Origin of the sequence: Bradyrhizobium sp. S69 (assembly GCF_009766005.1) — a bacterium.
Lineage (GTDB): Bacteria > Pseudomonadota > Alphaproteobacteria > Rhizobiales > Xanthobacteraceae > Bradyrhizobium.
On the sequence record NZ_LMUK01000006.1, the window covers coordinates 58,523 to 72,472 of the forward strand.

General features: G+C 61.5%; 16 protein-coding genes. 4 read left to right on the top strand and 12 right to left on the bottom strand.

Translation table 11 applies throughout. The features are described from left to right. Positions 1-64: 64 nt before the first annotated feature. The 8 genes from GSQ88_RS01195 to urtA form a co-directional block, all read right to left on the bottom strand. Positions 65-370 (bottom strand): urease subunit beta, encoded by a 306-nt coding sequence (locus GSQ88_RS01195; RefSeq protein ID WP_159005417.1) that lies wholly within the window; start codon positions 368-370, stop codon positions 65-67. Positions 371-500: 130 nt separating this feature from the next. Then, positions 501-803, bottom strand: coding sequence for an urease subunit gamma (locus GSQ88_RS01200; RefSeq protein WP_159005418.1), 303 nt, complete (start codon positions 801-803; stop codon positions 501-503). A gap of 39 nt (positions 804-842) precedes the next feature. Then, the gene (locus GSQ88_RS01205; protein WP_159005583.1) at positions 843-1,679 is read right to left on the bottom strand and encodes an urease accessory protein UreD; all 837 of its coding nucleotides are present in this window, start codon (positions 1,677-1,679) and stop codon (positions 843-845) included. Between the two features lie 36 nt (positions 1,680-1,715). Beyond that, entirely contained in the window at positions 1,716-2,411 is a 696-nt protein-coding gene (urtE, locus tag GSQ88_RS01210; protein ID WP_159005420.1) for an urea ABC transporter ATP-binding subunit UrtE, read from the bottom strand. 92 nt (positions 2,412-2,503) lie between these two features. After that, positions 2,504-3,265: an urea ABC transporter ATP-binding protein UrtD gene (urtD, locus tag GSQ88_RS01215; RefSeq protein ID WP_159005422.1), complete on the bottom strand. Its 762-nt coding sequence runs from the start codon at positions 3,263-3,265 to the stop codon at positions 2,504-2,506. 4 nt (positions 3,266-3,269) lie between these two features. Then, entirely contained in the window at positions 3,270-4,439 is a 1,170-nt protein-coding gene (gene urtC / locus GSQ88_RS01220; RefSeq protein ID WP_159005424.1) for an urea ABC transporter permease subunit UrtC, read from the bottom strand. Next, positions 4,436-5,998 (bottom strand): urea ABC transporter permease subunit UrtB, encoded by a 1,563-nt coding sequence (gene urtB, locus GSQ88_RS01225; RefSeq protein WP_159005585.1) that lies wholly within the window; start codon positions 5,996-5,998, stop codon positions 4,436-4,438. The genes urtC and urtB overlap by 4 nt, the downstream gene beginning before the upstream one ends. Before the next feature lie 128 nt (positions 5,999-6,126). Next, positions 6,127-7,449: an urea ABC transporter substrate-binding protein gene (urtA, locus tag GSQ88_RS01230; protein WP_159005426.1), complete on the bottom strand. Its 1,323-nt coding sequence runs from the start codon at positions 7,447-7,449 to the stop codon at positions 6,127-6,129. A 549-nt stretch (positions 7,450-7,998) separates the two neighbouring features. On the opposite strand from urtA, the gene GSQ88_RS01235 reads away from it, so the two are divergent. From GSQ88_RS01235 to GSQ88_RS01245, 3 genes are all read left to right on the top strand, one after another. Next, positions 7,999-9,456 carry a DEAD/DEAH box helicase gene (locus GSQ88_RS01235; RefSeq protein ID WP_159005428.1) on the top strand — a complete coding sequence of 486 codons (1,458 nt, stop codon included), beginning with the start codon at positions 7,999-8,001 and terminating at the stop codon, positions 9,454-9,456. 24 nt (positions 9,457-9,480) lie between these two features. Further along, positions 9,481-9,762: a translation initiation factor IF-1 gene (infA, locus tag GSQ88_RS01240; RefSeq protein ID WP_143575210.1), complete on the top strand. Its 282-nt coding sequence runs from the start codon at positions 9,481-9,483 to the stop codon at positions 9,760-9,762. A 281-nt stretch (positions 9,763-10,043) separates the two neighbouring features. Beyond that, positions 10,044-10,256 (top strand): cold-shock protein, encoded by a 213-nt coding sequence (locus GSQ88_RS01245; RefSeq protein WP_011474122.1) that lies wholly within the window; start codon positions 10,044-10,046, stop codon positions 10,254-10,256. Between the two features lie 134 nt (positions 10,257-10,390). Here the strand turns inward: GSQ88_RS01245 and GSQ88_RS01250 are convergent, their stop codons facing one another. From GSQ88_RS01250 to GSQ88_RS01265, 4 genes are all read right to left on the bottom strand, one after another. Then, on the bottom strand, positions 10,391-11,044 hold the full coding sequence (locus GSQ88_RS01250; protein ID WP_159005429.1) for a TadE/TadG family type IV pilus assembly protein: 654 nt from the start codon (positions 11,042-11,044) through the stop codon (positions 10,391-10,393). Positions 11,045-11,053: 9 nt separating this feature from the next. Then, complete coding sequence (locus GSQ88_RS01255; protein ID WP_159005430.1) at positions 11,054-11,644, bottom strand: TadE/TadG family type IV pilus assembly protein; 591 nt, start codon at positions 11,642-11,644, stop codon at positions 11,054-11,056. Positions 11,645-11,912: 268 nt separating this feature from the next. Next, a complete protein-coding gene (locus GSQ88_RS01260; protein ID WP_159005431.1) occupies positions 11,913-12,416 on the bottom strand; it encodes a pilus assembly protein N-terminal domain-containing protein in 504 nt (167 codons plus the stop codon). Between the two features lie 183 nt (positions 12,417-12,599). Then, positions 12,600-13,463, bottom strand: coding sequence for a sterol desaturase family protein (locus tag GSQ88_RS01265; RefSeq protein ID WP_159005433.1), 864 nt, complete (start codon positions 13,461-13,463; stop codon positions 12,600-12,602). 317 nt (positions 13,464-13,780) lie between these two features. On the opposite strand from GSQ88_RS01265, the gene GSQ88_RS01270 reads away from it, so the two are divergent. Continuing rightward, positions 13,781-13,945, top strand: a complete 165-nt coding sequence (locus GSQ88_RS01270; protein WP_159005434.1) for a Flp family type IVb pilin — start codon at positions 13,781-13,783, stop codon at positions 13,943-13,945. Positions 13,946-13,950 lie beyond the last annotated feature (5 nt).

Here is a 13,950-nt window from a genome sequence, read left to right on the forward strand (position 1 = left end):
CCCTCCCCGACCCTCCCCCGCAAGGGGGGAGGGAGTAACTCAGCAACTGTCGCAACAACACCGCTCACAGCTTGCCCTGAACCTCGCCGCGAAAGCCGTAGACGACTCGCTTGCCGGCCAGCGCCACCAGTTGCACATCGCGGGTCTGTCCCGGCTCGAAGCGCACCGCGGTGCCGGCCGCGATGTCGAGCCGCATGCCGCGGGCTTTCTTGCGGTCGAACTTCAGCGCCGGATTGGTCTCGAAGAAATGGTAGTGCGAGCCGACCTGGATCGGCCGATCGCCTGAATTGGCGACCGTGAGCGTCACCGTCTTGCGACCGGCATTGAGCTCGATCTCGCCGTCCTGGATGAAGAGTTCGCCGGGGATCATGATTGGTACCTCGCAAGACGTTGCCACGTCATGCCCGGCCTTGTGCCGGGCATCCACGTCTTTCTTGAATCTAGAAGCAAGACGTGGATGGCCGGGACAAGCCCGGCCATGACGAAAGGAGAGATGTTGCTCATCTGATCGGCTCGTGCACGGTGACAAGCTTGGTACCGTCCGGAAACGTCGCTTCCACCTGGATGTCGTGAATCATCTCGGAAATGCCGGGCATGCACTGTGCGCGGGTGATGACCTCGGCCCCGGCCTGCATCAGCTCCGCCACGGTACGGCCGTCGCGCGCGCCCTCGACGATGAAATCGGAAATGATCGCGATGGCTTCCGGATAATTGAGCTTGACGCCGCGTTCCAGCCGCCGGCGCGCCACCATCGCCGCCATCGAAATCAGCAGCTTGTCCTTTTCGCGGGGAGAGAGATTCATGCGAGCACTCTAATGATTGGATCGATCTGATTGAGCCGCCTAGTTTAGCCAGAGTCTTGGCAACGCCGAACCGCTGGCGCGGCCGAGCACCGCCATCATGTCGGCGCGCAGCCGCGCCGCATCTTGGGCACAGAAGCGGGCCATTGCAAACCCATTCCAGGCGGAGATGCCGACCTCGCCGCCGAACGTTTCGGACAGCGTCCTGATGCGTTCGACCAGCGCTTCGTCGCCCGGCATGATCATCGCCGTTCCGATCGCAACGCCGCCTTTGGCAATCGCGGGGCTCGACAGCTTCGCGCCGATGTCGCCGTCAAGCCGGACGGTTTCGGCAAACACCAGCCGGCCGCCGCGCCGGATCCGCCAGCGATCGACGAATTCGCCCCGCAGCATCCGCTCGCCCATCGCGGCCCGGCCAAACACCACGATTTCGCAGAGCAAAAGCGAGGCGCTCTCGGCCAGATCGATGTCAATGCGCCGCGACACCCGGGCGCGATCGAACAGGATCGTCTCCTGCGGCAGCCAGCCAAGGTGCGAGCCCGCCTCAGCCTTCAAGGAAATATTGAGTTGCGCAGGAACACTCTCGGCCCGGTAGATTTTTTCCGCCGCGGCCGTGGTCAAGGTCAGGCGCGAACCCTCGCCGGCCGTAATATCGATGTCAAAGCGATCGCCACCGGCGACACCACCGGCGGTATTGACGAACACGGCCGAGAGCCCATCGGCTTCGGGCGACGGAAAACGCACCCGCAGCGAGCCGGATTCATGCAAATGGTGGCGGCGCGTGACGCCTTCGACCAGGCGCACATTGAACGCCACCGAGCCCTGGGCCCGGTTGGCGGCGAAAGTCGCCAAGGCAGCACCCGTGGTATCGCTCTGCATCCGGCCCCAAACGCTCCCCAGCGTCATCAAAAATGATCAAAGCGCCATCTGGCGGCTGATTTCGGCGGGATCGAGGTTGCTGCGGTCGCAGGAATATTTGACCGCGCCCCGGTCCATCACCGCGAAACTGTCGCCGAGCTCGCAGGCAAAGTCGAGATATTGTTCGACCAGCACGATCGCCATATTGCCGAGGCTGCGCAGATAGGAGATCGCCCGCCCGATATCCTTGATGATCGACGGCTGAATGCCCTCGGTCGGCTCGTCGAGCAGCAATAGTTTCGGCCGCATCACCAGCGCCCGCCCGATCGCCAATTGCTGTTGCTGGCCGCCGGAGAGGTCGCCGCCGCGCCGTCCCAGCATCGAGTTCAGCACTGGAAACAGCGAGAACACGTCATCCGGAATATTGCGGTTCTCGCGCTTCAGCGGGCCAAAGCCGGTCTTCAAATTTTCCTCGACCGTCAGCAGCGGAAATATCTCGCGGCCCTGCGGCACGAAGCCGATGCCGTTGCGCGCCCGTTCATAGGGCTTCATTCCCGTAATGTCCTTGCCATCGAGGGTGATCGAGCCGCTGGCGATCGGGTACTGGCCGACCATGGCGCGCAACAGCGAGGTCTTGCCGACGCCGTTGCGGCCGAGCACGCAGACCACCTTGCCGGTCTCAGCCACAATCGACACGCCGCGCAAGGCCTGCGCCGCGCCGTAATAGAGACTGATATTATCGACTTTCAGCATGTGACGCCCTCACGGGCGAATGGTGAGTAGCGAATAGCGAATAGTAAGAAGAACCTTCTTTCCATTCGCCATTCGCTACTCGCCATTCGCCGCTATCTCCCCAAATACACTTCGACCACACGGTCGTTCGTCGACACCTGATCGATGGTCCCCTCCGCCAGCACCGTGCCCTCGTGCAGGCACGTCACCTTGACGCCGAGTTCGCGCACGAAGGTCATGTCGTGCTCGACCACCATGATGGTCTTTTCCTTGTTGATTTCCTTCAACAGCTCGGCGGTCTGATGGGTCTCGACGTCGGTCATTCCCGCGACCGGTTCATCGACCAGCAACAGCTTCGGGTCCTGCGCCAGCAGCATGCCGATCTCCAGCCATTGCTTCTGGCCGTGCGACAGGCTTCCGGCCAGACGATTGCGCGCATCCTTCAAGCGGATGGTTTCGAGCACGCGTTCGATGCGTTCGGATTCGGCTTTGGTTTCGCGCCAGAACAGCGTGCCCTTGACGCGATGGTCGACATTGAGCGCCAGCAGCAAATTGTCCTCGATGGTCTGGCTTTCGAACACGGTCGGCTTCTGGAACTTGCGGCCGATCCCGAGTTCGGCGATGCGCGTCTCATCGAGCCGCGTCAGGTCGGTGACGCCGTCGAACAGCACGGTGCCTTCGTCCGGCTTGGTCTTGCCGGTGATGATGTCCATCATCGTGGTCTTGCCGGCGCCGTTGGGGCCGATGATGGCGCGCATTTCGCCGGGCGCCAGCGCCAGCGACAGATTGTTGATGGCGTGGAAGCCGTCGAACGAGACATGCACGCCGTCGAGATAGAGCAGCGCCGAGGTGGCCCGTGAATCCATCACGTTCATGCGCTCACTCCGCCATCTTGGGTTCGCTGACGCCGTCTTCGCGTGCAGCACTTTCAGCCAATTCCGACAACCGCTTGGTCTTGCGCGGTTCCCACCAGGCATTGAAGGTGCCGATGATCCCCTTCGGCAGCAGCAGTGTCACCAGGATGAACATCGCGCCCAGCATGAACAGCCAATACGGCGCCAGCGGCCCCGAGGTGAACACGGTTTTCGCGTAGTTGACCACGATGGCGCCGAGCGCCGCGCCGATCAGCGTGCCGCGGCCGCCGACGGCGACCCAGATCACGGCCTCGATGGAATTGCCCGGCGCGAATTCGCCGGGATTGATGATGCCGACCTGCGGCACGTAGAGCGCGCCGGCAACCCCCGCCATGCAGGCCGAGAGCGTGAAGACGAACAGTTTGTAGGATTCGACGCGGTAACCGAGAAACCGGGTGCGGGATTCGGCGTCGCGCACCGCGATCAAGACCTTGCCGAGCTTCGACGTCACGATCGCACGACAGATCAGGAAGCCGACAATCAGCCCAAGGCAACTCAGCGCGAACAACGCGGCGCGGGTGCCGCCGGCCTGGATGTTGAAGCCGAGGATATCCTTGAAATCGGTCAGGCCGTTGTTGCCGCCAAACCCGAAATCGTTGCGGAAGAAGGCGAGCAGCAACGCATAGGTCATCGCTTGGGTGATGATCGAGAGGTAGACGCCGGTGACGCGCGAGCGGAATGCCAGCCAGCCGAAGCAGAAGGCGAGCAGCCCCGGCGCCACGATCACGATGATGGCGGCGAACCAGAACATATCGAACCCGTACCAGTACCAGGGCAGCTTCGGATAGTTCAGGAACACCATGAAATCCGGCAGTATCGGATTGCCGTAGACGCCGCGGCTGCCGATCTGGCGCATCAGATACATGCCCATGGCGTAGCCGCCGAGCGCGAAGAACGCGCCATGGCCGAGCGAGAGAATGCCGCAATAGCCCCAGATCAGGTCGATCGAGAGCGCCAGGATCGCGTAGCAGACATATTTGCCGAACAGCGCCACCAGATAGGTCGGCACCTGAAACATGGAGCCCGCCGGCAACAACAGGTTCGACAGCGGGATCAGCACGCCGGCCGCCGCGACCACGAGCAGGAATACGGTCGCGCTGCGGTCCAGCGAGCGCGTGAGCACATGCGCCATCATGCTTCCACCGCCCGGCCCTTGAGCGCGAACAGGCCGCGGGGACGTTTCTGGATGAACAGGATGATCAGCACCAGAATGGCGATCTTGCCCAGCACCGCACCGGCCACCGGCTCCAGGAACTTGTTGGCAATGCCGAGCGTGAACGCGCCGACCAGCGTGCCCCACAGATTACCGACGCCGCCGAACACCACCACCATGAAGCTGTCGATGATGTAGCTCTGGCCGAGATTGGGGCTGACGTTGTCGATCTGCGACAACGCCACGCCGGCGATGCCGGCAATGCCGGAGCCGAGCCCAAATGTCAGCGCATCGACGCGCGAGGTCGCAATCCCCATCGAGGCCGCCATCCGGCGGTTCTGCGTCACCGCGCGCATCTCGAGCCCCAGCGCGGTGTAGCGCAGCATCGCCAGCAGGATGGCAAAGACCGCCATGGTGAAGCACAGAATCCAAAGCCGATTATACGTGATCGAGATCTGTCCGAGTTGGAAGGCGCCGCTCATCCAGGAGGGATTGGCGACCTCCTGGTTGGTGGGACCGAACATCGTGCGCACGGCCTGCTGCAATACCAGCGACAGGCCCCAGGTCGCCAGCAAGGTTTCCAGCGGCCGGCCGTAGAGAAAGCGGATAATGGTTCGCTCGATCACGACGCCGATGGCGCCGGCGACGATGAAGGCCAGCGGCACCGCGAACACCAGCGAATAATCGAACAATCCGGGAAAGTGGCTGCGGATGGTCTGCTGCACCACGAAGGTGACGTAGGCGCCGATCATCACCATCTCGCCATGCGCCATGTTGATGACGCCCATCACGCCGAAGGTGATGGCAAGACCGATCGCGGCCAGCAGCAGCACCGAACCGAGCGACAGGCCGTACCAGGCGTTCTGCACCACCGACCACAGAGCGAGCCGTTGCTGGATCGCCGAGACCGCAGCGGTGGCGGCATGCGCGACCGCGGGCGGCGCATCCGCCGGCACGTCGGTCAGCATCGCCAGGGCTTCCTGGTCGCCACGCGCCTTGATGGTCGCGATCGCCTCCAGCTTCTGCTGTTCGGTGGCGTCGTCCTTGAACAACAGGATCGCCGCGCGCGCTTCGGTCAAGGCCTGCTTGGCCGATTTATTGGTTTCTTTCTGCAGCGCGCCATCGATCAATGGCAGCATCGCCTCGTCGTGGCCCTTGTAGACCGATTGCGCGGCCAGGATGCGCTTTTCGGGGTCGGGAGACGACAGTGTCAAGCCGCCAAGGGCGGCCTCGACGGCGCGGCGCAAATGGTTGTTGAGCCGAACGGCGGCGGCACTGTCGGGAACGCTGGCGACGGCTGCCCCGGTCAAGGCATCGATCGACTTGCCGTCGGGCTGCGTCACGTAGATTTTCTTGGCGTCGGGATCGGCCATCAAGCGGCCGTCCTGCAGCGCGCTGATGATCGAAAACGCCAGCGGATTGCCCGAGGTCGCGATCGCGCCGACGGCATCCTCGCTATCGGAATAATCGTCGTTGGCGAATTTGGCGACCGCGTCCTCGAACGGTCCCGCCATTACCGGGACCAGCATCGAAAACAGCATCAATAACGCAAAGGGCACCGCGCGGAATTTTTTTAGAACGTTGCTAAGCACTGGACGACCCCGGCATAGGCAAAAGGAAGGCGGCGGACATCGCCGCCTTCCGTCGTTGCTCGATGTTCAGGATCCGGTCAGGACCCCTGACCGCCGCACTTGTTGGTCTTGGTGCTGTAGTTACCGCACTTCTTGCCGACCCAATCACCGACCAGGTCCTTGGAGTCCGGCAGTTCCTTCGACCAGGCGTCGCCGGCAACGAGGCCCGGCGTCTTCCACACCACGTCGAACTGGCCATTGCCTTTGATTTCGCCAATGAACACCGGCTTGGTGATGTGATGGTTGGGAAGCACCTCGGCCACGCCACCGGTCAGATTCGGCGTCTTGGTGCCCGGCAACGCGTCGATCACCTTGTCGGCGTCAACCGACTTGGCTTTTTCGACCGCCTTCACCCACATGTTGAAGCCGATATAGGTGGCTTCCATCGGGTCGTTGGTGGTGCGCTTCGGGTTCTTGGTGTAGGCCTGCCACTCCTTGATGAACTTCTCGTTGGCCGGCGTCTTGATCGATTCGAAATAGTTCCAGGCCGCGAGATGGCCAAGTAGCGGCTTGGTATCGATGCCGGCGAGTTCTTCCTCGCCCACCGAGAACGCGACAACCGGAATATCGGTCGCCTTGATGCCCTGGTTGCCGAGCTCCTTGTAGAAGGGAACGTTGGCGTCGCCGTTGATGGTCGAGACCACAGCGGTCTTCTTGCCGGCCGAGCCGAACTTCTTGATGTCGGCGACGATGGTCTGCCAATCGGAATGGCCGAACGGCGTGTAGTTGATCATGATGTCTTCCTGGGCGACACCCTTGGACTTCAGATAGGCTTCCAGGATCTTGTTGGTGGTGCGCGGATAGACGTAGTCGGTGCCGGCCAGCACCCAGCGCTTCACCTTTTCTTCCTTCATCAGATAGTCGACCGCAGGGATCGCCTGCTGGTTCGGCGCAGCACCCGTGTAGAACACGTTGCGCTCGCTCTCTTCGCCTTCGTACTGCACGGGGTAGAACAAGATCGAATTCAGTTCCTTGAACACCGGCAACACGGATTTGCGCGACACCGAGGTCCAGCAGCCGAACACCACGGAAACCTTGTCCTTGGTGATCAACTCGCGGGCCTTTTCGGCGAACAGCGGCCAGTTCGACGCGGGATCGACCACGACGGCTTCGAGCTTCTTGCCGAGAACGCCGCCCTTCTTGTTCTGCTCATCGATCATGAACAGGACGGTGTCCTTTAGCGTGGTTTCGCTGATGGCCATGGTGCCCGAGAGCGAGTGCAGCACGCCGACTTTGATGGTGTCGTCGTCGGCCCTGGCCGAGGTAAATCCGGACAAGCCCAAAACCAGCCCGGCGGCAGCCGCCAGCCAGCGACGACGGCTGTGGGACGTCGCTATATCGTGAGTCGATTGAGTAAGCATGAGGTGTCATCTCCCTGACGCAGTCGTTTAAACGCTGCGAAACGGCCCCGCGGCCGCCTGCGCTTAACGGAATCGCAAGAACCGTGCCATGCTCCGAGGAGCACCTAAGTATATGGCAGGTTTAATCAATTTCGATCAGCGCCACAAAACGGCCGACATCTCTGCCTAATTTTTAGACCGAATAATTGTATTCCTTTTTAGCAGCGCGCCTAATTCTCGTGCAAATATGACAAGATGTCTAAATTTTCGGCAGCGTTATTCTGCGCGCGGGATCCATCGCTCACCCCTGAATCTGTTAGCGAATTTGCCTGCCTCTTAACTGCGCCGGCGGATCGTTGCACGATTCACCTTGAAAGCGCCGCGTTCGTGTTCCATATGAGCACCACGACCCAGGGAATCACCGGGTCATCGCGAGCCGCGTGTTCTGAGCCCGTCCAACGGTTTCTGGCTTGCCCCTTCAGCTAACCAAAACCGACGCCCCAAACACGCGGGTGTCTCAGACACCCTCGCGCGCTCCTGGCTGACAATGCCGGGCGCCTGCCTTTTATAATGGAAAGAACCATCCTTTTGACCTCCTTTCAGGACTTCGGCCTCGCCGAACCCATTTCGCGTGCGCTCAAAGAAGAGAACTACGTCACCCCCACGCCGATCCAGGCGCAGACCATCCCCATCGCATTGACCGGCCGCGACGTCGTCGGCATCGCCCAGACCGGCACCGGCAAGACCGCGGCCTTTGCGCTGCCGATCCTGCATCGCATTCTGGAGAACCGCATCAAGCCGCAGCCGAAAGCCTGCCGCGTGCTGGTGCTCTCGCCCACCCGTGAATTGTCGGGACAGATTCTCGAGAGCTTCAACGCCTATGGCCGTCACATGCGCCTCAGCTCGACGCTGGCGATTGGCGGCGTGCCGATGGGCCGCCAGGTCCGTTCGGTGATGCAAGGCGTCGAAGTCATGGTGGCCACGCCCGGCCGCCTGCTCGATCTCGTGCAAAGCAACGGCCTGAAACTCGGACAGGTCGAGTTCCTCGTGCTCGACGAAGCCGATCGCATGCTGGACATGGGCTTCATCAACGACATCCGGAAGATCGTCGGCAAATTGCCGATCAAGCGGCAGACGCTGTTCTTCTCGGCGACCATGCCGAAGGATATCGCCGAATTGGCCGAAGCGATGCTGCGTGACCCGGCCCGCGTCGCGGTGACCCCGGTCGCCTCGACGGTCGAGCGCATTACCCAGCGCATCATCCAGGTCGACCATTCCGCCAAGCCGACCTTGCTGGCGCAACTGCTCAAGCAGGAACCGGTCGATCGCGCGCTGATCTTCACCCGCACCAAGCATGGCGCGGACAAGGTGGTGAAAGGCCTCGCCAAGGCCGGCATCACCGCCGACGCCATTCACGGCAACAAGTCGCAGAACCATCGCGAGCGCGTGCTGGCGGCGTTCCGCTCCGGCCAGATCCGCACGCTGGTCGCCACCGACATCGCGGCCCGCGGCATCGACGTCGATGGCATCAGCCATGTGGTGAATTTCGATCTTCCGAACATCCCCGAGACCTATGTCCACCGCATCGGCCGCACCGCGCGCGCCGGCGCCGAGGGCGTTGCGATCTCGCTGGTCGCCGGCGGCGAGGAACTGGCGTATCTGCGCGATATCGAAAAACTGATCCGCATCACGCTTCCGAAGGAAGACCGCCGCACGCCGGGCCATCGCGATACGGCGCCCGCGCCGACGCAACATCGTGGCGCAAGGTCCGCCCCGCGCGCCCATGCGGGCCGGGCAAATGAAGCGGCCCCGGGATCAAAAGGTCCTCGCCGCCGGCCTCGTCCCGGTGGTAACAATGGTGCTCCGCAATCCAACCGGCACGAGGCCAACCGGCAGGAACCGATCCGTCCGTCGCATGGCGGCGCCAAAACCGAAGGCCAAAGGGCTGAGAGCATGCAGGGCGTCGCTTTCCTGCATCGCGAAAGCCGTCCGAATACCCGTCCCAACCGTACCCAACGGCCACGCTAACCGCTGATCGATCTGGAGATAACCATGGCTAAAGAAGAGCTGATCCAGTTCGAAGGACTGGTCACCGAAATCCTGCCCGACGCGCGTTACCGCGTGCAACTCGACGCCGGGCACGAGATCGTCGCCTACACCGCCGGCAAGATGAAGAAGAACCGGATCAAGACGTTGGCCGGCGACCGGGTGACGATCGAGATGTCGCCCTACGACCTGGAGAAGGGCCGCCTGATATTCCGCCACAAGGACGAGCGGCCGGGTGGCGGCGCCCCGCGAGGCGCACCGCCGCGCGGCCAGTTCCGCCGCCGCTAAACCTGTCGCGTAAGCCCCCGACACCGCGGATGACACCTTCGTGTCGCCGCGGGCCGGCGGGCTATCGCAGCTGCGAAATCGGCGAAGCAAAAAATCGCGCACCTCAGGATTGTTTTGAAGGCCCGCTTCGCATAGGATACCCCATCGATTTTCGGCCGGACGACATTAGCTATCCACCGGTACAGCCGGTTTAGACGCTGACGACCCTTCCAAAAATTCGATCTCACCAGCCCATCGCAAGTGGGCTACTACTATATCTATCTTGAGAAGGGACTACCCCCGTGAGCATGGGAACCGTGAAGTGGTTTAACGCGACCAAGGGCTTCGGCTTCATTCAACCGGACGATGGTGGCAACGACGTGTTCGTGCACATCAGCGCGGTAGAGCGCGCCGGCCTTGGAACGCTGCGTGAAGGCCAGAAGATCTCCTACGAGATCGTGGCAGATCGCCGCTCTGGCAAGTCGTCGGCCGACAATCTGCGCGCCGCCGGCTAAGCGAATTGCGTCTGGCCTGGCTCGCGCATGCGAGCGGCCGCGACGTTCACTTCGCGCCATAGACCGACATCAAATAAGAAAGGCCGTGCTATCAGCGCGGCCTTTCGTTTTTTGGTCGGTTTGATTTTTGAACGTCACCCCGGACAGGGGGGTATCGGGCCCGAGGTCGGCGTCGGATACCATACGCATTGCGACTGGCGCGGCCGCGTGTAGGCGACATCGGTCAGCGTGATGCCCAGGTTTGTCATCACCCCGTAAGCCACCGCGGGTTTGTAGAGATAACAGACCTGACTGTAGATCAAATACGTGCCGCTGACCAAAAGGGCCGGCGGGACCGACGGCACAACTGTACCGGCCGTAAGCACCACACTTTGCGGGCACGTGGCCGCGCCTTGCTGAAACACGGTACTCCATTCCACCCGCGCCTTCAGCGTGGTCGGATCGACATACAATTCGGTAATCACGGCCGTCATCGGATTATTGGTCGAGGTGCACGGCGGCGGCCCGGCGTACGGATACATGATCGCGCAGCCGGCGGTAAAGAAATTGCTCAGATCGTTAGTCGCCACCGAGATCGATTGCGACGTCACATCGGAAAGCGTCCGCGCGATCAGCGTGACCTTGCGGTCCACCGCCACCGCGGACGAAAACTCGACCGTTCCGAAGAACAGCATCAGCATGATCGGAACGATCATCGCGAATTCGATCGCGGCGACGCCTCGGCGATCCCTGAGCAGTTTGAATGGGGAACGCCGTGCCCGGCGCCACATCTTCGACATCGGCTTCATGGTGCTGCCCTAGTAAGGTTCGTTTTTGAACACGGAGGTCGCGACCAGCAGCCGCTGGTTGCCCGTCAAATTCGAGATGTTGTAGCCAAGGCCGGTAACGAACAGCGGCCATTGATAGAACAATCTCACAACGACAATATCGCCGGGCCCGCCGGTTTTGTATTGCATGTTGTTGTTGAAAGTGCCGGCCACGATCTGGTTGTTGATGGTCAGGCTGGTGAACGCCGGATAGTTCTCGACGTCGATGAAGATGCCGTTGGCGCCAGGGGGGCAGGTGCCGAACAGCAGCGCCGGAATCTGGGTGCAGACATAGGTCTGGAACTCGCTCTGGGTGCAGGGCGCGGCGGCGCAGGCCGCCACCCCATTGATCATCACCTGACCGCTCTGCGCCTGACCGGTCTCAATCAGACGCGCGGAATCCTGGGTGATGGTTTCCAGCACCTGGCTGGCAAAGAAGATGATGGCGGTTTCGATGATCGCAAACAGCAGCGCGAAAAATATCGGCGCCACCAACGCGAACTCAACCGCGGCGGAGGCCCGGCGGCTGCGACGGAACCGGCGCAATATTCCGGCGGAGGCAAATGGAGCTGCGGACGACATTGAGGATTCCTTGCAGCGGCGGTAATGATCTGCCCGCAACAATTACCTCAAACTGATTGTTGAAGTGTTTCGCCACACCGAAGAAGCGTGACCCGTGAAATAAACTGCGCCTTAACCATTTTCAGGGCTATAGCGTTTTCGAGCCGACGGGTCGCCCGAATGCGCGCCCGATGACCGGCTCCGCCGGTTCGCGTGATAGAGAGCGCGTCAAACAAGGCCCTGGATCCCGATCGATCGGCATGCCGTTCGGCAAAGCTTGGTCGCAACCTTAGTTGTTCGACTTGCCGGCGCCTGCACCGCTCGCCTGGCTCGAGAGCGAGCCGGCCTGATCCATCGCCGACTTGAAATAGCCCTCGCCGTCGCCCAGCGTAACCCGCTTCTGGCAAATCGGCATGCAGCTATAGGATTCGCGGTCGACGCCGCGGTAGATCGTGACGACCTTGTCGGTCGGGCCTTCCACTTGAATGACGCGGTCCACCAGCACCTCGCCAGCGCGGTCCATGGCGATGAAATTGGTCGCGCCGTATCCCTTGCCGGTGACGACGATCATCCCGCCGGTTTGCAGCGTTACGTCGGCGATCAGCGGGTTTCCGACAACGATGGTCGAAACGCGGGCGGGAAGCTTGACGAGCTTTGCCTGGTCGACGTTGACGTCGATGGCGTCAGCCGCCGGTTCGGCCAAGGCGATCGCGGGCCACACGAGAATTCCCAACGCCAGCGCGCGGAAACCGGAAACCGCGCGGGTGCGCGTACGCAGATACTTGAACGACATACTATACCCCGGGGCGTTGACTAGCCGGCTAAAGCGATACGCAGCGGAGCCGGCGCCCGACGCGGCAAATCTGCCGTTAATTAGTGAACGAACTGCAAACGTCGGAGCGAAACTGGGCCAGGACGCCGCGGCTCCTGCCGCGTCCCGGAGCGAAGTCGGCACCGCTTTGCATGGCCATCACGGTTACGCGGATTGCGTGGACTTCACCGCCGCAGAAAGGTGCCGGAACGGGTAAGCCAATTGGCCACCGATCGCCGTCGGGATCGCCTGATCGCCGTCGACGCCGTAGACCTTGGGGAGTTCGTTTTCCGGCATCCGGAAGGTTCCAAACAGGATATCCCAGAGCGGAAAGGTTCCGGCAAAGTTGGTATTGCCACCCTCCTCAAGCAACGTGTGATGCCAACGGTGGAACACCGGCGTGGCCAGCACATATTTGAACGGGCCGAGCGACCAGTTCAGATTGGCGTGGACGAAGGCCGAATGGAACGTCGTGAACGGCCCGACCCAGAGCATGATGTCGGGCGAGATTCCCGCCAGCAGCAATATCACGTCGACCGCGATGGTCCCGATCACCAGATTTACCGGGTGGAAGCGCGCCGCCGAGATCCACTCCAGATCTTCAGACGAATGATGGATCGCATGATACTTCCAGAACCCACTGCCATGAAACATCCGGTGCAGCCAATACAGCATGAAATCGGACGCCACCAGGAACAGGATGCCCTGGAGCCACAGCGGCAACTCCGAGAGCGGGCCATGGCCGTGGTCGTAAAAGGCGATCAGATCGTCGGCGCCGTGAATTCCGAAGAGGTATCCGGCGCCGAGCACCATGAGCCCGATGCGGAACACGCGTGCGAATACCGGAACGAAAAGCCAGTAGCAGGCGTCGGTGACGAGTTCGCGCTTGCGCCACCATGGCGCTCCCGGGTTGCAGGCCCAGAAGTTCGTGAGCAGCGCGAACACCACAGCCAGCACGATCGTGATCGGAATCACCTTGGCAATCGTATGGCCAAACACTCCGACGACTTCCAAGGGCAAATTCGACATGACCGCCTCATCTGATTGCGGTCTTAACGGTTACCCGTCGTTGTTTAAGGAGCCATGAACGAGACCATGCGGGGGACCTGTCAGGCGTGCACGCGGGCCCAATACAATGACGCACGCATGCTCTCATCGCATTGTAACAAAACTCTTAATTCCAAATTTACTGTGCCGAAGAACTGCCGGTTCCACCCATATTTGCGCGATCGAATTAACTGCGTCGCAATTGTCGCACCTTACGGTACCGCCATGGTCACGGTGCTGAGAACGCCGGCGAGACCAAACGTTAGTTCGACCAGCCACGTGTACACATGGAGTTAGTTATGAAGAACCTGATTGCGCGTTTCGTGAAGGACCAGTCCGGCGCCACCGCCATCGAATACGGCCTGATCGCCGCGGGCATTGCGCTCGCGATCATCACCACCGTCAACACCCTCGGCACCAACCTGAACGGCAAGTTCACCTCGATCAACACCGGCTTGCGCTAATCGTC